The organism is Segatella intestinalis (assembly GCF_029348455.1).
In the GTDB taxonomy this organism is placed as follows: Bacteria; Bacteroidota; Bacteroidia; order Bacteroidales; family Bacteroidaceae; genus Prevotella.
The window spans coordinates 245,696-267,716 of record NZ_JARJVV010000002.1; the positions used below are offsets into that span (position 1 = coordinate 245,696).

A 22,021-nucleotide genomic window follows, 5' to 3' on the forward strand; every position below is an offset into this window, starting at 1 on the left:
ATGAAACATAGCATATTATATATGATGGCATTCCTGCTCATGGCAGTTTGCTCTTGCAGCAGTGATGATGCAGTGGATGCTGAGGCTCCATCGGTACAATTCCCTTTGGAACAATTGAATGTCGACTTGAATACTGTTGACAACCTGCCAATTATCGCTGTTATCCAGTCGAAGGCAGGTTTGGCACAGGTAAACATTGATATCAATACAGCTGAGGATGGCGTGATACGTTATAAGAGTATCACCGAGTTCTACAATGTTTACAACTACAGTTTGGCAGAGAGCCCTGAGTATAAGGTGGGTTACACATCTGTTACGGTGGAGGCTATCGACAGACAGGGACAGAAGGTGACAGCTGAGATGCCTATCACCGTTAAGGGTATCATGGCTCGTCCTGTCATTACATTCAATCCAGGTGAGATTGTTTACGACGAGATGGAGGAGAATCCAGTGATTCCTCGTACTACATTCACTGTGGAGTCGGAGGCTGGTCTTAAATCAGTAGAGGCTATCTTGGTGTCAAAGGACAACCAGGAAACTCTGAAGAAGGATGAAGAATTGAATGGTGTAGATTCTTACACTTTTGACGAGATGATTGAGTACAAAGAGGGTGATAAGGGTGTTAAGGTGATTGCTATCGACACTTATGGCAATGCTACGATTGCTACTTTGCCTGTTACTTACAAGATCGTTCCCGTTCCTGTTGTAACACTTGATGCCAAAGGCTTATTTGCAGAGTCGGGCAAGGATGTCAACTTCCCTGTTTCGGTAACTTCTATCCGTGGCTTGAAGTATATTGATCTCTTCTTAGTAGAAGGCGAAAAGACTACACTTGCCAAGCGCGTGACTCTTTCTGGTGAGAAAGAATACAACAAGTCGGTTGCTATCAAGCTTACACAGGCTACATCGCATGTTCAGGTTGTTGCTTCTGATGGTCGTGAGGGTAAGGAAAGTTCAGCTATGCGCCCTGTATTTGTAGATATGAGAGTTGCAACTGCTAATATTGGTAGCCATCCACTCGCAAACTTGGGACATAAGGATTATGAAAATGCCTTTGGTATGTTCTCACTCAAGGATATGAGATCTTATACCGTAGACTATGCCCTTGAGAGTGCCGATAATGCTAAGAATATCGACTTTAAGTTCTATAGCTTCGGTGGTAGTGCTATTCCTCGTCTTTACTCTATGGATAATCAGGAGAAAGATTCCGAGTACAAGGGTACTTCAGGCAATTTGAAGGCGATAGCTGTCAAGAACCAGACTCGCTTCAAGATTGTGAATGATGAGTTCGACTACGACCATGCAACTCTTACTTCTATCAAGAAGATTAACGCTGGCTCTATCTCTACAAGCAAGTTGACTCCTTTTAAGGTCGGCGACATCATAGCCTTCCGTACAGGAAGCACATCTGCAGCAGGTGCAGCCAAGGTGGGTGTGATGAAGGTGGTTAACATCATCGACGGTAAGACTCTGGGCTCTACAAATGCCACAGCTAATATCCTGATCGTGGAAATTAAAATGCCAACCAAATAACTAAACTATTATGAAAAAACTGAATAAGAAAATCATGACATTGATGGCAGGGGCTTTTATAGCCCTTGGCATCAGTAGTTGCTCACAATACGATGATGTAGGCCCTGTACAAGAGGCACCTAAGGCGGAGTTTGTTATGCCTGAGAATGCTGTGGTTTTGGCAGAGCAGTCGCGTACAGCCATTCTCGTGATGGATATGAACACCAAGAAGGTGGTTTGGGAATGGGAACCTTTAACTGGTGGTATTCCTTCGGCAAAGCGAAGCTTGTTTAAGAACCCCAGCGAGTGTAAGCCTGTACTCAATAACGAGTATGTGCTGATGACAGCCAGTGGTGGTGCCGTGGCTTTGATTCGTTTTGCAGACAAGAAAGTGATGTGCTATGCCGAATGTGGCATCAATCCTCACTCTGCAGAGATTTTGCCTGATGGTAATATCGTTACAGCAGAATCTAAGCAAGGAGAAATCAATCTCTTCGCTGTAGATATGGAGAAGGGTACTATGGTAAAGAAGTCAACCAAGAAGATTGGTAATGCCCATAACTTGGTATGGGATGCCAAGCGTCAGTGTATCTACACTACGGGTACCATCAATAACGCAGGCAAGAGTGTAACAGCCTTGTTCAGATTCAAGTATAATAATGATAAGGAAAATCCGGCGTTGACTAACCAGGCTCGTATCTATACCTTTGATAATGAGAAGGGTGGTCATGACCTCTTCCCCGTATATGGTGAGACTGACAAACTCTGGCTTACAGCAGAGCATGGTGTTTATCAGTTTGATATGTCGGCCTCAGAACTTACTGCCACTACTATCTACGAAGTGCCAGATGTAAAGGCTGTGGATAGAGATGCCAATGGCAAGGATTATTTGTTGAAGCCAACAGAGTCTTGGTGGGCACCATGTGTTGTTGACGGTGCCGGAAACGAGTATTTTAATCTCGCAAACTCTAAGATATATAAGTTCAGACTTGTACAAGACAATCAATTCAGCTATCAATGATTCGAAATCTTTTAGTTATACTTTTTGTAAACTTTTTATCGTTATCGGCATCCTATGCCGGTAATGGTAAGAAGGTTTACGCCGATTATCATGGTGTGCGATATACACGTCAGCATGATGGTCAGATAGGCAGATGGGGAATGTTTGCCACTATGCCTAAAACGAGTACAGACATCAAGTACATCTGCCGCAATGCTGACAATATAGGAGATGATGGCCGTCATGAGATTGCAGCCAAGCACTATCCGATGATAGGCATGCAGTCCAACCTGGATCCAGATCTCATCGAATATCAGATACTGAGTGCCAAAGCCGCCGGTATCGACGGCTTCTTTATCGAGTGGGGATTCATGCCTCACGAGAACGACAATCTGCTCAAGGCCATGCAGCCTATTGCTGCCAAATATGGTTTCGAGATAGGTGTGAACTGGTGCGACGGATGGTTGTACTATGATTGGATTACAAAAATTTATCCAGATATAAAGACACGTACAGATAAGACCAAGTATATGGAGAAGTGCTTCAAGTATTTGGCAGATAACGTGTTTACTGGAAAAACTGCTCCTGTCGTCAAAGGACGTCCAGTATTCTATCATTTCGGCGGTGGTGCTACTCCAGAGGAGTTCACACAGGTGCTGAATGCCAACAAGGATTTTGTGGAGAAGACAAATCCTGTGATGTTGCGCAGATGGGCAGACTGGGGTAAGTTGGAGAACGATATCTATAAGCCTGTGACTTACAGTCAGAAGATGGAGGAGTGGAAGAAGCTTGGAGAAGTTCCCACAGCCTGGATTCCTGCGCGTGTACGAGAAAGAAATGCAGGACATCTGGGCTGTGACTTCTGGGCTTCGAAAGAAGACGTGCTTCACTTTATGGAGCCTTTCCGCGACCAGGTGTGGCTTAGCGATAATCCTGCCTATACCGTGAAGTGTGGCTTTGTGATTCCTGGCATGGACAACCACGGATGTGGTGGTTGGGGACATTCTAAGTTCTATGAGATAGACAGATATAATGGCAAACTTTACGATGCTATGTGGCAGTATAACATGCAGTATCGCGACAGCCTCGACATGATGTTTATCGCTTCTTGGAGTGACTATACTGAGGGACACGAGATAGAGCCTACTATAGAGAATGGCTATCGTGAGTTGGAGACGACCCTTCGTTATGCTTCAGTCTTCAAGGAGTTCGAACCCAATCTCAGTGCATTGCGCCTGCCTCAGCAGTTGTTCCAGATGCGCAAAGCTGTAGAACTGTTGCAAAAAGTAGGTCTGAAAGAAGACCTGATTCTGCAACTGCTCGACAATGCAGCCATGCAGATGGCAGAAGGTAGCTATAAGCAAGCTGCCGACCTGCTGATACAGGCTTCAGAGATGATAGGTCAGGAGAACGAGAAGGTGATTAACAATGAGTTTGTGCTCACAACCTCAGCCCTGCAGGTGAAGGGCGGCGAAAGCACAAAGGGATGTTGGGATGCTACTGAGGGATTCTCTGTCACCTTGCCCACTCAGGCTTCTGTCAATCTCTGCGCCATGTACAGCCTCGGCACCATCGAGTTCTGGTATTTGGACAAGGGTACGGAGTCGCTCTTTGTGCGTTCTACCACCAAGCGTGAGCCGAAGTCTTATTTTGCCAATGTGGGCAAGATTGCAACCTGCGACACTGGCGAATGGAAGCATGCCCGCATTGAACTTTATGGTGAGAACATCGTTTATGGTTTTGGCAAGCCTACATTCTTCTTCAAGGGTAATGTGAAGGTGCGCGACATCAGTATGAAGTTTAACAGTTTTTCAATTCAATAACAATGATAAAAAGATTCCTATCATTAGTGCTGTTCTGCTTGTGTTGCATCACATTGTGTCAGGCAGGCGTGAGAGTCTCGCTCAATGAGAGTTGGATGTTCAGCCGCAGCGACTCCATTGGCAATTATGCTCAGTGGCAGAAGATTGATATTCCCCACACATGGAATGCCGAGGATACCGATGATGAGACTCCTGGTTATTTCCGTGGAAAGTGCATGTACAGGAAGTCGGTTACCATACCGGCTTCTAAGAGCAAGGAAAGAGTATTCATCTATTTCGAAGGTGCCAACCAGGAAACCACAGTGTGGGTGAACGGTCGTGAGGCAGGCAATCACCGTGGAGGCTATGCCGGCTTTGGCTTCGATATTACCGAATATGTGAAGTTCGGACAGGAAAACCAACTGGAGCTCGTGGTTACTAATGCTTACGACAAGACCATAGCTCCTTTGTCGGCCGACTTCACTTTCTATGGTGGCGTCTATCGGGATGTATGGCTTTCTTATCTACCTCAGGTACATTTCTCTACACGCTACTATGGTTCTTCAGGCATCGTGGTGACTACACCTCATAAGGATGGCAACTTCCGACAGGTTGAGGTGTTGTGCCGTCTGCAGAATCATGAGAAGAAAGCGAAGGCCATTACCCTGAAGAGTTCTTTGGTTGATGCTGAGGGTAAGATCGTGGCAACTGTGACCAAGAGGTTGAAACTCAAAGTAGGCGAAGACGACCAACTTTGTCAACTGAGTATTCCTGTAACGAACCCACACTTGTGGTCGGATGTAGATCCATATATATATAAGGTGAATACCGAGATAGTGGACAATCAGACCCGAAAGGTTTATGATGAGAATCATACATCTTTAGGTTTCCGCTGGTATCGTTTTGATCCTCAGAAGGGATTCTTCCTGAATGGTAAGCACGTGAAACTCATCGGTACTTCTCGCCATCAGGATTTCTTGAAGAAGGGCAATGCTCTCTCTGATAATATCCATATGGCTGATGTGTACAAACTGAAAGAGATGGGAGGCAACTTCCTGCGTGTGGCTCACTATCCGCAGGATCCTACCATTTTGGAGGTATGCGACCGTTTGGGTATCCTTACCAGTGTGGAGATCCCTGTAGTTAATGCAGTGGATGGAAGCGACGAGTTCCTGGAAACCTGCAAGGATATGCAGATGGAGATGATCTATCAGAACCGCAACCATCCTTCAGTTGTGATGTGGGGATGGATGAACGAGATTCTGCTCCGCATTCCAGCCCAGTATGACAAGGACCGTGCCACCTATTATCCTATGGTTCGCAGAGTGGCTTCTGAGTTGGATGCGCTGTCACGACGGGAAGATCCGGAGCGTTACACCATGATGGCTGTCCATAATGCCTTCGAACGTTATCAGGAGGCTGGCTTGGTGAACATTCCTCAGATTTTTGCTCTCAATCTTTATCAGGGTTGGTATGAGCCGGATATCCATGAGTTTGAGCAGATATTGGATAAGGTGCATGAGGTATTGCCTAATCAGTCGCTGATGGTGACAGAGTATGGTGCCGGCATCGATCCACGTCTTCACTCTTTCCATCCAGAGCGTTTCGACTTCTCTGAGGAATATGGTTTGAAGTATCATGTGCATTATCTTCGCGAGATGAAGAAGCGAGACTTTGTGGCAGGCTCAAGCGTGTGGAATCTTGCAGATTTCTACTCTGAAGTACGTGGTGACGCTGTGCCCCATGTCAACAGCAAGGGAATCTTGGGACTTGACCGTTGTGAGAAGGACGCATATCTTTATTATAAGAGTATGTTGGGCGAGAAGCCATCGCTCTATATTGGAGGAAAGAATTGGAAATACCGTTCTTGTGTGAGCCGGACAGCAGAAGCCCGTATGGATGTACCTGTATTTGTGAAGGCTGATAAGGTAAGAGTCTACTGCAACCAGCAGTTGGTTGGTACCTTTGCAACGACAGATGGTGTGGCCATGGCTTCTGTGCCATTCACCGATGGAGAAAACAGAGTAGAGGCTTTTGCTGAGGTCAACGGAGAGAAGGTAAGCGATGCTGTCATCGTTAACATGCGAGTGGTTCCTGCTTCTTTCGAGAAGGGATTCCCTGTGACTGGGCTTCATGTCACCTGTGGCTCACAGCGTTATATGGAAGACAAGGAAGAGTCACTGTGTTGGATGCCAGAGAAAGCTTACGAGCAGGGTGGCTGGGGTTATGTAGGAGGAACCGTTTATCGTCGTGCCGGCGACTTGTTAGGAACAGATGCCGATATCTTAGGTACAGACAAGGATCCTATCTATCAGACACAGCGCCAGGATATAGAGGCATTTAAGGCGGATGTGCCAGATGGAGAGTACATTATCACTCTGCATTTCGCCAGCTTGAAGGAGGCAGCAGCCTTGGTTTACAACCTCTCAGCTCATGGAGCAGACAAGAAGGATGATACCGCTTCGGTCTTCGATGTTGTGGTGAATGGTGAGAAGGTTCTTGAACAGTTTAATGCTGCAGATTACGGAGTCTCACGTGCTGTAGCCAAGAGAATACATGTACAGGCGAAGCAAGGACAAGGTCTGGATGTTCGCTTTAATCCTATTAAAGGCAAGACAATGTTGAATGCCATAGAAATATATAAGCGATAAATTTGCATATTTCGGCAAAAATATGTATCTTTGTCCTGCAAAAAGAATATCATCTATAATGGGCATAAGAAAGTCGGAAGAAAAAGAAATAGCATTTCAAGAATTGTTTCAAGAAAACTATTCTCGACTTTTTTATGCCTCTTTTTATCTAATCAACAACGAGTCTGAAGCGCGTGATATCGTGCATGATTACTTTGCTGATTTGTGGGAAGATTATTCACTAGGAACGCAGTCTTACACAAAGGCTTATTTGTTAAATGGCGTGAGGCGTAAGAGCTTGGATTATCTCAAGCACCAGACAGTAAAGAACAAGTATGCTAAATTGTATCTGGCTCTTCACGATGAAGTAAGCACAGAATTTGACGAGGAAGAAGACAGGATGATAAAGGTAGAACAGGTGATGGCTGAAATGCCGGCCCGTACACGTTTTATCTTCGACCAATGTTATTTCGAGAATAAGAAGTATGAGGAGGTTGCTGAGATATTGGGATTAAGTAGGGATGGCATTCGCAAGAACATTATCAAGGGCTTGACAATGTTGAGGGCAGCCTTCGATGTGACGTACAAAAAAGGATCAAAAGCCTAAGCCCGACTGATATATGCAAAGTAAAAAGTAAGGATATATATAATTTATATGATTGACAGCGAAGATATAAGAGACAAAAAGTCAAACTCGTTGATTGATGAGTTCGACCGGCTTGAACAGAAAAGTTCTGCAGAGGTAGATGCCTTGCTGCAGGACGAGGATAATGCTGCTCAGGCCCGTGCGATTCTGAGATATCGTCAGACTCGCATGAAACATCAAATGGGAAAGCTCGATGTGGAGGGGGAATGGAAACGTTTCTGTTCTGATCAGAATATAGGTGGTCATTCTTCTGCAAAAACTGTGCTTTTTCGCAATGTGTTCTATACTGTATCTTCGATAGCTGCCGTGGTGCTTATTGTTTTCCTCGTGAGTCACTGGGGATGGAAGCAGGAAGACCAGATGCTGGCTTTCGAGGCCAATAATGCTCCCAAGACCATCATGATAGGCGATAAGGATAATGATATGGAGCCCATCAATGATGAACAGTCTGATAACGGCATCTTGTTGAGTCAGAACAAGGCAGACTTCTCTAAGGTGCATATTGTGAATGGCAAGAATGCAACGAAGACCATCACCACACCCCGTGGTAAGGATTATGAGGTGGTACTGTCGGATGGTACTGAGGTGCTGCTCAATGCCGACAGTAAGCTGATTTTCCCAGTCCAGTTCTCTGGTGAGAACAGAACGGTTCGTTTGGTGGGTGAGGCCTATTTCAAGGTTACCAAGAACAAGCATTGTCCATTTATCGTTATGACCGACAAGGTGGCGACAAAGGTTTATGGTACAGAGTTCAATCTGAAGGCTTATCCTCATTCAGGAGTCAACGTCACACTTATCAGCGGATCGGTGGCTGTAAACAGTGAGGGGAAGGAAGTGATGCTTAAACCAGGTCAGAATGCCGAACTCAACAGCAATCATGAGTTTGAGGTGACTACAGTTGACACCGAGTGCTATACCCAGTGGAAGGACGGATACTTCTATTTCGACAATGTGCCTCTCATCGAGGTGGTTCGCGATTTAGGCAGATGGTACAATGTCAATATCGAGATACGTGACAACTCCCTGATGAGTTATCGTCTGCACTTCGTGGCTTCGCGTAAGGCGAGTGTGAAGGAGTTTGTCGACAATTTGAATGTATTCAACTATCTCTCTGTGGTTCAGAAAGGCAACAGACTAATTATAGACAAGAAAGAAAAATAAGTACTAACAGAGGTGTAAAAGTAAAAAGGAAAAAACGTAAAAAAAGAATAAACTACATACATCATATACAAAGGAAAGTCAGCCTTATGGCTGACTTTCTCCTTCTACATATTCTTCCATAAACATGTGCTCACCATCGAATACGGCATAGGTGAACTGCCATATCCAATCGCCCAATATCATTAGGCGTGTTTTCTTGCTCAGCATCAGGTCGAGCTCTATGTGGCGATGACCGAACATAAAATAGTCTATATTGGTGTGATGCTGCATGTATTGCTTGGCATATTTTACCAAGTATTCCTTGTTCTCGCCGAGATAAGGCATCTCCTTACCATCCTTTCTCTTCAGTCGGCTGTGTTTGGCCCAGTTGAGTCCCAATGCCATTCCCCAGCGTGGATGTATGGCGTTGAGCAATATCTGACAGGTGCGGTTGTGGAACATCTTGCGCAGCAGCTTGAACTTATGGTCTGGGTCGCCCAGACCGTCACCATGAGCAAGGAAGAAGACCTTGCCATAGATCTCAGTTGTAGTAGCCCTGCGGTGTAAAGTCACGCCACACTCTTCTTCCAGGTAGCCGTAAGTCCATAGGTCATGGTTTCCTGTGAAGAAGTGTACCTCTACGCCCATATCTGTCAACTCAGACAGTTTTCCCAAGAAACGGGTGTAGCCTTTGGGTACAACATATTTGTATTCGTCCCAGAAGTCGAACATGTCTCCCAGCAGATATACTGCCGATGCTTTGTTCTTGATGCTGTCGAGGAAACGCACTAAGCGCCTTTCCTGCATGCGTCCGTGCTCAATGGCAAGCGAGCCAAGGTGAGCATCCGAAAGAAAATATACATTCTTCATAGCCATGTCTTTTTGATGGTTGAAAAAAAGGTTGTAAGCTGGAACTTATTCGAAGCCTAACTCTACGCGGGCTTCTTCGCTCATCATGCTTTGGTCCCAGGCTGGTTCAAATACCAGGTTTACATTGGTGGATTTGACACCCTCCACACTGTCTACCTTTGTGCGTACGTCTTCCAGTATGAAGTCGGCGGCAGGGCATGAGGGTGCTGTAAACGTCATGTCGAGGTCTACGTTGCCGTCATCCTTCACGTCTATTTTGTATATCATTCCCAAGTCCCAGATGTTGACAGGAATTTCAGGGTCGTATACGGTTTTGAGCACGTCAACGATTCTTTCTTCTATCTTTGTCTTTTCTTCTTGTGTCATATCTTGTTGTCTTGATGTTGTTTTATATCTTGTATAACAATAATGCAAAGATACGACAAATCGAAGACAATACAAAATAAAACGATTTATTTTTGTCGCCGACTGCGAAAAGTTTGTTGGGAAAAGATTTTGTACGAAAGACTCTTTTAAGGTCTGGGGCGTATGAAAAAGCTATAGTCTACCCTTGTCGTGATAGGAATAGTAATGTCCGTCGGTTACGATGATGTGGTCCATAAAGAAGAGGCGCATTACATCGCATGCCTTCTTTACATTGAGGGTAAGCTGGTCGTCCTGCTTGCTTGGGGTGGGGTTGTTGCTTGGATGGTTGTGGCACAAGGCGATGATAGTGGCGTTGTTGAGCAAAGCTTTCTTGATGATGAGCCTTACGTCTACCGCTGTCTCTGTGATGCCTCCATGTGACAGAGGCTCAGCCTTGATGAGTTTGAAATTCTGGTTCATCATCAGAACCCATGCTTCCTCCACGTCGAGGTCTTGCATACGAGGAAGCATATAGTTGTACACAGCTAATGAGGAACCTAAGTCAGGACGTATTCCCAATTTCTCAACAGAGCGTCGTTTGCCCAGTTCGCAAGCAGCCATGATGGTGATAGCCTTGGCTGGTCCCATGCCTTTGTATTCGGTCAGTTCGCGTATGGTTTTCTTGCCTAATGTGTTCAGGTTGTTGTCGCAGTTGCTCATGATTCGTTTCATAAGGTCTACAGCGCTTTCGTCTCTCGATCCGGAACCGATCAGTATGGCAAGAAGTTCGGCATTGGAAAGCGCTGAAGCTCCCAGTCGCTCCAATTTCTCGCGCGGCTTGTCTTCTTCTGCCCATTGGGATATAGAAAGTTTCTCACTCATAAGTGGTGTTTTTTAGGTTTTTAGAATGGAGAAGTAAAAATGAGGATTGGCTTCCCCTTCGTTTTTACTGACTCTGTAATTCTCGAATTCTTGATACTTACTTCGAATTCTTGATACTTACTTATAGAAAGTCTTGTTGTAGGCGCTGAACTCGCTTTTGCCCAATACGCATCTCTTCCACCAGGCAGAGAGGAAACCACATCCATAACCTAAGAGCTGAGTAAAGGCGGCTCGGATGCTGAGCAGACCTATCTTCAGGCTTTTGTTTTCTCGTGTGCTGTCGATGCAAAGCGCTACAGAGTAGATTGCGATGCATGCGAGACCGATGAGTCCCAACAAGGTGATGGCTTGCCCCAAGATGGGGAAGATGTGCTCTGTACCGAGCAGATAGGGCAGGACGGCAAAGAATAGCAACAGACACGTGCCTATAACTCCCAGGGTGAATACCATAGGAAGCAGGTGTACCAACTTTAGACTTTCGGGATATTTCTTATAGAGATTGATGCGGGCAATACCGCTATTGTAGACTTGTCGCCAGAACTTGCGGAAGTCTGTGCGTCGTTTGTGCCATACCCATGCTTCAGGAAATAACCGGCACTTGCAGCCTGCCTTGAAGATGCGGATAGAGAAATCGATGTCCTCACCAAAGCGCATGGCAGAGAAACCTTCCAACTTCAGGTATACGTCCTTGCGTATGCCCATGTTGAAAGAACGTGGGTAAAACTTGTCCATCTTCTTCTTTCCGCCGCGAATGCCGCCTGTAGTGAAGAAGGATGTCATGGAGTAAGAGATGGCTTTCTGAGTATCTGTAAATGATGAGTGTGCCTTGTCGGGTCCGCCAAAGGCATCGGCAGGCTCACGGCTCAACTCATCACTTACAGCCTTGAGATATCCTGATGGCAAAACCACATCGCTGTCGAGAATCAGTAGATATTCACCAGATGCTCTTTCAGCTCCATAATTTCGGCTTTGCCCAGGACCAGAGTTTTGTTTATAATAATAATGTATGTCCATCTTGTCCTCGTAGCGCTTGCAAACATCTTCGCAAGGCGTTTGCGAACCGTCCTCTACGATAACAACCTCAAAATCTTTCTCCTCCTGTGAGGCGAGACTGTTGAGAAGCTCGTCAACTTCGTCAGGACGATTGAATACAGGGACAATGATGGAATACTTCATACTATAATCGTCTTTATATAAAAATAGGTGTAATCCCAAGGATTACTCGCTTACACGACCGAGATAGCTGCCGTCACGGGTGTCGATCTGAACAGTCTCGCCTTCGTTAACGAACAAAGGAACGCGAATTTCAGCACCCGACTCAAGTGTAGCAGGCTTGGTAGCGTTGGTAGCTGTGTTGCCCTTGATACCTGGCTCAGAATGAGTAATCTTCAGAGTTGTCTTAACAGGCATTTCGGCCAAGAGGATAGTGCCGTCTGATGTATCGGTTACAACCTCTACAACATCACCTTCCTTCATGTACTGACCGCCAGTAACGTTCTCCTTAGCGATTGGCACCTGCTCGAAAGTCTCCTGGTTCATGAAGATGCAACCAGTAGCGTCCTCGTAGAGATACTGATAAGGACGACGCTCTACGCGTACATCTTCCAATTTGAAACCAACCTGGAATGTGCGCTCCAATACACGACCGTCGGCAACATTCTTCAATTTGGTGTTCATAACAGTATTACCCTTACCTGGCTTTCTGTGCTGAAAGTCGATACAAACCCATACCTTGCCATCCATACGGATGCAAGTACCAATCTTAATTTCCTGTGAATTAATCATTTTGTTATGTTTGAATTTTTATATAATAATCTCAAAAACGTCTGCAAAGTTACTGCAAAAACACGAAAAAGCAAAGTAAAAATCGAAAAAAACATAAATATTTAAGCTAAATTTGGAGGTTTTCTTTGTTATTTCAGAAATATTGCGTAATTTTGCAGCCCAAAAGGGCGCATTTTGCTCTCTTTGTAGTGAATATTAATTAAAAAATAAATAAGAAAAATGAAAAGAACATTTCAGCCTCACAATCGTCGTCGCGTGAACAAGCATGGTTTCCGTGAGCGTATGGCAACAAAGAATGGTCGTCGCGTATTGGCTTCTCGCCGTGCTCATGGCCGTAAGAAGTTAACTGTTTCTGACGAGCACCACGGAAAGTAATTTCCTGGCAGAATCGTTGGAATGACGATGACATTAAAAGCAGCATAGACTAAATCTTTGCTGCTTTTTGTGTTTTTTTTACCCGATTGTTTCCTTGTTTCGTATGAAATCATTATCTTTGTGCAAAATTTAAATACATGACTTCATCCGAGTTTATAAATAAGTTCAAGAGTAAGTACCTGTGGGGAAACCTTGCTGCCATGGCATTGGTGGTGGTTCTGCTGTGTGTGGGTGTCAGGTTTGGTATCGACTTTTATACTCACCATGGAGAAGCCATCTCCATTCCAGATGTAAGGCATAAGAGTTTTGCCGATGCAGAGCGTATCCTCAAAGATGCCGGTCTGCCGGTGGTGGTTTCTGATACTGGATATGTGAAGAACCTCCCTCCCGACTGCGTGCTGGAACAGAGTCCGGCGCCAGGCGAGAAGGTGAAGTCGGGCCACGTGATCTATGTCACCATCAACTCGGCTCATTCGCCTGTTATCACCATCCCTGATGTCATCGACAACAGTTCTTTGCGCGAAGCCATGGCCAAGCTTACGGCTATGGGATTCAAGTTGGGATCGCCACAGTACATTCCTGGTGAGGAAGACTGGGTGTACGGCATATTGGTAAAGGGCAGACATGTAGTGGCTGGCGACAAGGTGTCGATAGACGATGTACTCATTATACAGGTAGGAAACGGCAGACGTGATGCTGGCGATTCTGTAGAGATGGTTGACCCCATGGGTGACAGCCATGAGCTACTGGAAGGAAGTGGTGAGGCCGAAGACGAGGCTGTGGATAATTTCGAGGTTGTCCCGGGAACAGAGTCGGGTGAGCCCTCTGCGTCATCTCATTCTCATAGTCACAATCAAAACGAAGTAGTGGAGTAAATGAATATGATAGAAGATAATTATAACGACGATATAGAATTGCTGGACGAGCCGGAAGTGGTGGATGCTGGCGACGGCACGCTATACGAGCATTGGAAGATAGAGGTGGACCCCGGTCAGACGCCTGTGCGTATAGACAAGTTCCTCTCCGAAAAGAATCCCTATCAGAGCCGTAACCGCATACAGAATGCTGCCGATGCAGGGTTTATTCATGTCAACGGGAAACCCGTGAAGAGTAACTATAAGGTGCGTCCCAATGATGTCATCACCCTGATGCTCGACCGTCCCAAGCACGACACCAGTATTGTGGCAGAGGATATTCCGCTGAATATTGTGTACGAGGACGATGCGCTGATGGTGGTCAACAAGGAGGCTGGCATGGTAGTTCATCCTGGTGCAGGTAACTTTACCGGTACGCTCATCAATGCAGTGGCATGGCACATGAAAGACGTGAAGGATTTCGACCCTAACGATCCAGAGGTGGGACTGGTTCATCGTATTGACAAGGATACTTCCGGACTGTTGGTAGTGGCAAAGACACCAGATGCCAAGACGGCTCTGGGAAAACAGTTCTTCAACAAGACCACCCATCGCAGTTATAATGCCCTGGTATGGGGAAACATCGTAGAGAACGAGGGACGAATCGAAGGCAATATAGGTCGTGACCCCAAGAACCGTCTTCGTATGAAGGTGTTCGATCCGGATAGTGGAATAGGCAAGACAGCCGTTACCCATTATAAGGTACTGGAACGTTTCGGCTACACCACCTTGGTGCAATGCATTCTCGAGACAGGCCGTACCCATCAGATACGTGCCCACATGAAGCATATCGGTCATCCGCTCTTCATGGATGCGACCTATGGAGGTGCCGAGATTCTGAGAGGTCAGCGCAGCAGCAGCTATAAGGCATACATCCAGAACTGTTTCAAACTCTGTCCACGTCAGGCTCTCCATGCCAAGACATTGGGATTCGTCCATCCTTCCACAGGCAAGCAGATGGACTTTGACAGTCAGTGGCCCGATGACTTCCGACAACTGATAGAGAAGTGGAGAAACTTCATAGCAGGCTCCACACAAGATACTTTTCAAGAAAGATAACGATATAATCAATATAACAAAATGGACAACAACAAAAGAACGATAGCCATCGTATGTGGTGGCGATTCTTCTGAGCACGACGTTTCATTGCGCTCAGGTCAGGGACTCTACTCTTTCTTCGACAAAGAGCGTTACAATATTTATATAGTAGACGTCAAGGGTATCGACTGGCATGTGGCATTCGATGATGGCACAACAGCCGAGATCGACAAGAATGATTTCTCGTTTGTCAAAGACGGCAAGCGCGAGTTCTTCGATTATGCCTATATCACCATCCATGGTCAGCCAGGCGAGAACGGTGTGATGCAAGGCTATTTCGACCTGATTCACATGCCTTATTCTACCAGTGGCGTACTTGTGGAGGCAATGACCTTCGACAAGTATGTACTCAACAACTATCTGCGTGGCTTTGGCGTAAAGGTAGCCGACAGTATTTTGCTTCGTCGTGGCGAGGCTTACGATGAGGAGGCTATAGCCAAGCGCATCGGTATGCCTTGCTTTGTGAAGCCAGCAGCCGATGGCAGCAGCTTCGGCGTGTCCAAGGTAAAGGAGAGCGATCAGTTGGCTCCAGCTCTTCGTCTGGCGTTCATGGAGTCAGAAGAGGCTATGGTAGAAGCCTATATGCAGGGTGTGGAAATCTCGCAGGGCATCTACAAGACCAAGGATAAGTGCGTGGTGCTTCCGGCCACAGAGGTGGTGACAACCAACGAGTTCTTCGACTATGATGCCAAATATAACGGTCAGGTGCAGGAAATTACACCAGCCCGTCTCTCACCCGAGACTGCAGAAGAGGTGGCAAAGACCACTTCGCGCATTTACGACATTCTGCATGCCAACGGAATCATCCGCATCGACTACATCATCACCAAGGACAAGGACGGCAAGGATGTGGTCAATATGTTGGAGATCAATACCACTCCAGGTATGACCGTGACGAGCTTCATTCCTCAGCAGGTACGTGCTGCCGGACTCGACATCAAGGATGTACTGAGCGACATCGTGGAGAATCAATTTTAATAATTAATGAGGAGTTAAGGAGTTAAAGAAGTTAAGGAGTTAAGACAACGGAAGAATTTAATGGTATGTAAAGATATCGTTTTAGAACATTTGTCTTAACTCCTATAACTCTTTAACTCCTTAACTCCAATAAAATCATAAAGTTATGAAGATCCCTCAAGAATTTGATGCCATTCGACCTTGGGAGCCTGAAGACTTGCCCGAGGTGTTCGACCGCCTGTTGGCCAACGAACAGTTTAAGCAGGTGCTTGCCTATCTCTATCCGCAGGTGCCTTTCGAGATGATTGCCAAGAAACTCAAGGCGTGCAAAACTAATTTGGAGTTTCAGTTGGCTTTTGCCTACGACTTTGTAAAAGGTCTGCTTGCAAAGGTTGCTAAAGGCTACGAGATGGACTGTACGGCCATAGACTCTTCCAAGCGCTATACCTTTATCAGCAACCATCGAGATATTGTGCTCGACTCTGCCATCCTTGACGTGCTGCTGGTGGACAACAAGTTTACCACAACTTGCGAGATAGCTATTGGCGACAACCTCTTGTCGTTGCCTTGGGTCAAGGACTTGGTACGTGTGAATAAGGCTTTCATCGTAGAGCGTGCACTCTCCATGCGTCAGATGCTCATGTCGAGCAAACGACTTTCCGACTATATGCACTTTGCCGTCAAGGAGAAGAACGAGAATATCTGGATAGCTCAGCGTGAGGGACGCGCCAAGGACAGCAACGACCGCACACAGAAGTCAATCCTTCAGATGATGTCGATGGGAGGTGAAGGCAGCATCATTGAACGGCTCATGCAGTTGCATCTCGTTCCGCTGTCTATCAGCTATGAGTACGATCCTTGCGACTATCTCAAGGCTAAGGAGTTTCAGCTGAAACGCGACAATGCCGAATGGAAGAAAGGACCTACCGACGACCTGGTGAGCATGCAGACTGGTATCTTTGGCTTTAAAGGTCATGTGCACTATCATGCTGCTCCATGTCTCGACGGCTATCTTGCGCAGATGGATCCTGAGACTCCCAAGCAGGATATATATAACAAGGTGGCCACGTATATCGACAAGCAGATTCATGCCAACTACATGCTCTATCCGGGCAACTATGTGGCACTCGATCTCTTAGAGGAAACTTCCGCTCATGCCGACAAGTATACCGAGGCAGAGAAGGCAACCTTAGAGCAGTATATTGCTGGTCAGTTGCAGAAGATTGATTTGCCCAACAAGGATGAGGCTTTCCTCCGTGAGCGTATGCTCACCATGTACGCCAACCCTGTGCGCAATTATCTTTTAAGTAAAGACTGAACGCATAGACGTTAGTCGTGATACGATATGGAAAAACGCAAGTACTTTCATTGACTGTTGAAAGTACTTGCGTTTGCCATTTTAAGTACTTGCGTTGCTCATCACAAGTACTTTTGTTTTTGGATGAAAGGATTTTGTGCCACAAATGCTTAATCCAAAAAGTCAAGGAATATAGTGTAAAAATCTTGCTTTTATCTCATAATACCTACTTCCGAGGGTGTTTACAGTGATTCCAGCATACGTTTGATGACTACCTCGGCAGAAATTTCACGGTTGGCAGCCTCTGGTATTACCAGGCTGTTCTTGCTTTCGATGACATCATCGGTGACAATCAGTCCTCGGCGTACTGGCAGACAGTGCATGAAGCATCCGTTGTTGGTCCAGCTCATGTGCTCCTCGTCGATGGTCCAGCTCATGTCCTTGCTCAATATCTCACCATATTGTGCTGGATTCTTCACGCCTGGACAGCTCCAGTTCTTGGCATACACGAAGTCAGCACCTTCCAGCGCCTTCTTCTGGTCGTATTCCACCTTGGCATTGCCCACAAACTTAGGGTCGAGCTCATAACCTTCTGGATGAGTAACTACGAAGTCGACGTCGGCTGCATTCATCCACTGTGCGAATGAGTTGGGCACAGCCTGAGGCAAAGCACGGCAATGAGGAGCCCAGGTAAGAACCACCTTAGGACGTGCCACCTTCTTGTGCTCCTCGATGGTGATGAGGTCGGCAAATGCCTGAAGAGGATGGACGGTTGCAGTCTCCATAGCGAAGACGGGACGTCCGCTGTACTTCACAAACTGATTGACGATGGTCTCGGCATAATCGTAGTCGCGGTCTTTTAGTCCGGCAAAACTGCGAATACCAATCAGGTCGCAGAAACTTCCCATCACAGGGATGGCCTCTAAAAGGTGCTCGCTCTTGTCGCCGTCCATGATGACGCCACGTTCCGTCTCGAGTTTCCATGCTCCTGCATTCACGTCGAGTACGATGACGTTCATGCCCAAGTTCATGGCTGCCTTCTGTGTACTCAGGCGGGTACGAAGACTGTTGTTGAAAAATATCATCAGCAAGGTTTTGTTCTTGCCTAATTCTTGATAACCGAAACGGTTTGCCTTTACTTCTTGTGCCTCGGCGAGCGCTGCTTTCAAATCGCCAAGGTCTTCAACATGAAAGAATGTTTTCATTGTTATTTGTTTTTTATTTGTTATTTCTTATATATTATATTGCTATAGAATTGGCTTTCCCTTTGGCCGTCGAACGTTGTTTCTTTACTCTTCGTTCTTCGTTCTTCACTTCCTTGTCTGGCCGTTTCCTGTAATCAACCACTTGTAGGTGGTAATTTCTTCGAGAGCCATAGGTCCGCGTGCACCCAGTTTCTGGGTACTGATGCCTATCTCGGCACCGAGTCCAAACTGTGCTCCATCAGTAAAACTTGTTGGGGCATTCACGTATACGCAGGCTGCATCCACCATGGCTTGAAATTTCTTTTGTGCTTCCTCGTTGCCAGATACGATGCTCTCGCTGTGTCCGCTTCCGTATGTGGCGATGTGGTCGAGCGCCTCGTCTTCTGTCGCCACCGTCTTGATACTCATCTGCATACTGAGCCATTCGGTGTTCCAGATGCTCCTGATCTGAGGATTCTCTTCCTTCATCTTCTGCTCGCTCTCCTCGGCCTTATATAATAAGGTGTCGGGATAGTTGCCTTTCAGGGCTTCGTAGGCCTTGGTGTCGGCATGAATCTTTGTCTCATGTTTGGCAAGTTCTTCGCACAGCGTTCGAAGGTCGTTCAAACGGCTTTCGTGAATGAGCAGACAGTCGAGGGCATTGCATACACTTACCCTTCGGCACTTGGCATTGGTGATGATTCGTTTGCCCATCTCTATGTCTCCGTCCTTGTCGAAATAACAATGTACCACACCGGCTCCGGTTTCTATGACCGGCACCTTGGCAGTGTCGCGTACAAACTGTATGAGCTTCTTTCCACCACGAGGAATGCAGAGGTCTATGTAGCCTACGGCATTCAGCATCTCGCCTGTTGCCTCATGGGTGGCAGGCAGAAGGGTCACTACATTGGGATTGATGCCAAAAGTTTTCAACACTCTGTGGATAAGTTCCACGCCGGCTGTGTTGGAGGCGTCTGCATCCTTTCCTCCTTTCAGCACACATGCATTTCCGCTTTTGAAGCAGAGAGAGAAAACATCATAGGTTACGTTGGGGCGTGCTTCGTAAATCATTCCGATGACTCCGAAAGGGACGGCTACCCGCTGCAGATGCAATCCGTTATCGAGTGTCTTGTCCTTGAGAACTCTTCCAAGCGGTGAGGGCAACGTACTGACGTGTCTCATATCCGAAGCAATATCCTGGAGTCGTTGCTCTGTGAGTTGCAATCGGTCATAGAGTGGGTTCGCCTTGTCCATCTTCGCCAAGTCTTCTGCATTTGCTGCAAGGAGCGCAGGAGTTTCGGCGATGATGGCATCAGCCACCGCCTGCAGGATTTCATTACGTTGATCATCGGTAAGCAGACCTAATGTCTTGCTTGCCGCCTTTACTTGTTGGAAGGTCTCTTTCAGTTCCATTGGCATTTTCCTTTCTTGTTTATGATAAGTGACTTGTATTTTTACAGTCACTAAGCTGTTACTTTGTTGCAAAAGTAAGCATAATTATTGATAATTACAAGCTTTATGTGGGAAAAAGTAATGATTATGCTGATAAATGGATAGTTATGCAATAAATGATACAAAAGAGGGACTATTATATTTGCTGCTTTATGGAGATTCTTACAGGAAGGGAATGTTGACCATCTATTTAGGCACTATTCCTTCTCTGATTAGCCTATCACATTGCATAGTTGGTTGATAGCGGCATCAAAAGTGGTGAGGTCTTTTGCTCGCTTTCTGATGGATGTCTTGTAATTATAGATGGTTTGTGTAGAATAGAACAGAAGGGTGGCCAGTTCTTGCCCATCCGTAATTCCTAATCGCATCAGAGCATAGATACGCAGTTCCTTGGTGAGACTGTTAGGCGCAGGGAGAACAATCTGTTTTTCTGGCAACAGCAGTTGGTTGAATTCATCCACGAAATTAGGGTATAAGTCCATAAAAGCCTTGTCGAATCGGATATAGAAACTTGAAGCTTCCTCTTCTGCCAGCTTATAGCTGTTGATGGCGGTAAGGAGATCGGCAGTCTGCTTTGCCCTGATCTTGCGGCTCACCAACTTGCGATAATCGTCGAGTTTCTTGATATAGACAGCACTGATGTCCATAAACAATCGCATATAAGTCTCCCTGCGCTTATTGGTATTGAGCAATTTCTGGTTCAATTCCTCCAAGAGCATATTCTGACTTCTCACCTCCCTGCGACTCTTTGCCAAACGCTTATTTATCCTGAAGACAAAGAACATCATCGCCAAGAAGCCAAGAAACACGATACTTACCACAATCAGCGATATCGTGATGATGCGATTCTGACGTATTTCTCGCTGATGATTCGTTTCCGTGATAAGCGGAAGAATGCGAGAGATCTCAACCATTCGAAGACGATTGTTATAAAACTGAGCATCTTCCATCGAACAATAGATATACTTTGACACACGCTTCGCATACTTCGCATCCTTATTATATAGATAGGTGGAAAGTTCCTGAAGTGCCAAATTTTCTTTCAAGGGACAAACCTGGTCAGAGATGGCCGCCTGTACCAAATATTTCTCATATATGTCCATTTGCTCATTGTCTTGATAAAAACGAGCTATACAATATGCAGCAGAAGCATGCACCCTGCTGTCAACAGGACTGGCGGCAAGTGCTTTCTGATACCAGCCCAGCACTTTCTTGTCCGTGCGATGTAGCAAATACTCCAACTCACCACTCAGATAATAATAGAGCGCAGATTGTTTGTTGCCCATATATTCAAGGGTCTTGGCAAGATAGAGTCTTTTTTTATCTTGCATTTCCTCCTTGAATTCAGACCTTTCGCAGAAAGCTCCCCAATAGTTATACACCCATGTCAAGGTGTAATAATAGTATTGCATCAGCTTGGGCGAAATGTCTTCTGGCTTCAAAGAAAGCAACAGGTCTTCAGCCTGACTGTAGAAGCCTCCTGTGGATAACACCGCAGCCCGATTGATCTTGTTGAGGTTGATGTAATAGTCATCATGCAACTGTTCTGCCAATTGCAGGCCCCTTTTGGCATAGACCATGGCAGAGTCATATCGATAAGTATAATACTCACGATAGATTTGATTGTAAAGACTCAGACGCTCTCGTTTACCGGAAGTAAGATTCAGTTTTTTCTTCATTCTTATGAGTTTCTTCTCTTTCTTGGAAGAGAACTCGTCCCGACGAGCTATATATTGGTCCAGACGATGAAGCAATTCATCCTCGTCCTCCAAATCCGCATTTCGGGAAAATGCCGCATTTGCCACCATCGGCATCACCACCATCATCAAGAGCCATACTATCTTCTTCATTGTCCTTTATTTATTATTGTTCTTACCAGTTTTTACTTAGTCATGAAAGAGAATAACCCTTTGCGGCTGCAAAAATACGACTTTTATTCTTCTTTTCAATATCTACTCTCATAAAAAGTATTAATTTTATATATATTCTGATTATTAGGTAGTTAAGTCATTGTAAGAGTATCCACGCATCTACTCAAACCCTACACACAGCACCAAGGTGTCTAAAATCAATCTATCTTTGCAATCGAAATCGAACAGCATTCGATTCAGACCTAAATATTTTGGAATAAA

The 22,021-nt window shown here is 45.8% G+C and carries 19 protein-coding genes; 11 read left to right on the forward strand and 8 right to left on the reverse strand.

Annotated features, from left to right (window positions below):
* Genes P3T48_RS02040 through P3T48_RS02065 form a run of 6 tightly spaced genes read left to right on the forward strand, consistent with a single transcriptional unit; the run spans position 1 to position 8,751 of the window.
* The gene (locus P3T48_RS02040; protein ID WP_276505435.1) at positions 1-1,533 is read left to right on the forward strand and encodes a hypothetical protein; all 1,533 of its coding nucleotides are present in this window, start codon (positions 1-3) and stop codon (positions 1,531-1,533) included.
* 10 nt (positions 1,534-1,543) lie between these two features.
* Positions 1,544-2,533: a DUF6528 family protein gene (locus P3T48_RS02045; RefSeq protein WP_276505436.1), complete on the forward strand. Its 990-nt coding sequence runs from the start codon at positions 1,544-1,546 to the stop codon at positions 2,531-2,533.
* Entirely contained in the window at positions 2,530-4,335 is a 1,806-nt protein-coding gene (locus P3T48_RS02050) for a glycoside hydrolase family 99 protein (RefSeq protein WP_276505437.1), read from the forward strand. Before P3T48_RS02045 ends, P3T48_RS02050 begins: the two co-directional genes overlap by 4 nt.
* A 2-nt stretch (positions 4,336-4,337) precedes the next feature.
* Positions 4,338-6,965, forward strand: a complete 2,628-nt coding sequence (locus P3T48_RS02055; RefSeq protein ID WP_276505438.1) for a glycoside hydrolase family 2 TIM barrel-domain containing protein — start codon at positions 4,338-4,340, stop codon at positions 6,963-6,965.
* Between the two features lie 58 nt (positions 6,966-7,023).
* Entirely contained in the window at positions 7,024-7,551 is a 528-nt protein-coding gene (locus P3T48_RS02060) for a sigma-70 family RNA polymerase sigma factor (RefSeq protein ID WP_276505439.1), read from the forward strand.
* A gap of 48 nt (positions 7,552-7,599) precedes the next feature.
* Positions 7,600-8,751, forward strand: a complete 1,152-nt coding sequence (locus P3T48_RS02065) for a FecR family protein (protein ID WP_276505440.1) — start codon at positions 7,600-7,602, stop codon at positions 8,749-8,751.
* 84 nt (positions 8,752-8,835) lie between these two features.
* Here the strand turns inward: P3T48_RS02065 and P3T48_RS02070 are convergent, their stop codons facing one another.
* The 5 genes from P3T48_RS02070 to efp form a co-directional block, all read right to left on the reverse strand.
* On the reverse strand, positions 8,836-9,600 hold the full coding sequence (locus P3T48_RS02070; protein ID WP_217757338.1) for a UDP-2,3-diacylglucosamine diphosphatase: 765 nt from the start codon (positions 9,598-9,600) through the stop codon (positions 8,836-8,838).
* A gap of 45 nt (positions 9,601-9,645) precedes the next feature.
* Positions 9,646-9,966 carry a metal-sulfur cluster assembly factor gene (locus P3T48_RS02075; RefSeq protein ID WP_022252431.1) on the reverse strand — a complete coding sequence of 107 codons (321 nt, stop codon included), beginning with the start codon at positions 9,964-9,966 and terminating at the stop codon, positions 9,646-9,648.
* A 171-nt stretch (positions 9,967-10,137) separates the two neighbouring features.
* Positions 10,138-10,827 carry a RadC family protein gene (gene radC / locus P3T48_RS02080; RefSeq protein ID WP_158462362.1) on the reverse strand — a complete coding sequence of 230 codons (690 nt, stop codon included), beginning with the start codon at positions 10,825-10,827 and terminating at the stop codon, positions 10,138-10,140.
* Between the two features lie 117 nt (positions 10,828-10,944).
* Positions 10,945-12,003 (reverse strand): glycosyltransferase family 2 protein, encoded by a 1,059-nt coding sequence (locus P3T48_RS02085; protein WP_276505441.1) that lies wholly within the window; start codon positions 12,001-12,003, stop codon positions 10,945-10,947.
* Positions 12,004-12,045: 42 nt separating this feature from the next.
* Entirely contained in the window at positions 12,046-12,612 is a 567-nt protein-coding gene (gene efp, locus P3T48_RS02090) for an elongation factor P (RefSeq protein WP_022252428.1), read from the reverse strand.
* 219 nt (positions 12,613-12,831) lie between these two features.
* Here efp and rpmH point away from each other — a divergent pair, with 219 nt between their 5' ends.
* The 5 genes from rpmH (at position 12,832) to P3T48_RS02115 (ending at position 17,274) form a co-directional block, all read left to right on the forward strand.
* Positions 12,832-12,987, forward strand: a complete 156-nt coding sequence (rpmH, locus tag P3T48_RS02095) for a 50S ribosomal protein L34 (protein ID WP_004351099.1) — start codon at positions 12,832-12,834, stop codon at positions 12,985-12,987.
* 137 nt (positions 12,988-13,124) lie between these two features.
* Positions 13,125-13,862 (forward strand): PASTA domain-containing protein, encoded by a 738-nt coding sequence (locus P3T48_RS02100; protein ID WP_276505442.1) that lies wholly within the window; start codon positions 13,125-13,127, stop codon positions 13,860-13,862.
* Positions 13,863-13,868: 6 nt separating this feature from the next.
* Positions 13,869-14,960, forward strand: a complete 1,092-nt coding sequence (locus P3T48_RS02105; protein ID WP_276505443.1) for an RluA family pseudouridine synthase — start codon at positions 13,869-13,871, stop codon at positions 14,958-14,960.
* A 21-nt stretch (positions 14,961-14,981) separates the two neighbouring features.
* The gene (locus P3T48_RS02110) at positions 14,982-15,977 is read left to right on the forward strand and encodes a D-alanine--D-alanine ligase (protein WP_022252425.1); all 996 of its coding nucleotides are present in this window, start codon (positions 14,982-14,984) and stop codon (positions 15,975-15,977) included.
* A gap of 145 nt (positions 15,978-16,122) precedes the next feature.
* Positions 16,123-17,274, forward strand: coding sequence for a 1-acyl-sn-glycerol-3-phosphate acyltransferase (locus P3T48_RS02115; protein ID WP_276505444.1), 1,152 nt, complete (start codon positions 16,123-16,125; stop codon positions 17,272-17,274).
* A 221-nt stretch (positions 17,275-17,495) separates the two neighbouring features.
* Here the strand turns inward: P3T48_RS02115 and P3T48_RS02120 are convergent, their stop codons facing one another.
* The 3 genes from P3T48_RS02120 to P3T48_RS02130 form a co-directional block, all read right to left on the reverse strand.
* Positions 17,496-18,458 carry a Rossmann-fold NAD(P)-binding domain-containing protein gene (locus P3T48_RS02120; protein WP_276505445.1) on the reverse strand — a complete coding sequence of 321 codons (963 nt, stop codon included), beginning with the start codon at positions 18,456-18,458 and terminating at the stop codon, positions 17,496-17,498.
* Between the two features lie 105 nt (positions 18,459-18,563).
* Complete coding sequence (locus P3T48_RS02125; RefSeq protein ID WP_276505446.1) at positions 18,564-19,850, reverse strand: glutamate-5-semialdehyde dehydrogenase; 1,287 nt, start codon at positions 19,848-19,850, stop codon at positions 18,564-18,566.
* A 251-nt stretch (positions 19,851-20,101) separates the two neighbouring features.
* Positions 20,102-21,739, reverse strand: coding sequence for a SusR-related protein (locus P3T48_RS02130; protein WP_276505447.1), 1,638 nt, complete (start codon positions 21,737-21,739; stop codon positions 20,102-20,104).
* Between the last annotated feature and the right edge of the window lie 282 nt (positions 21,740-22,021).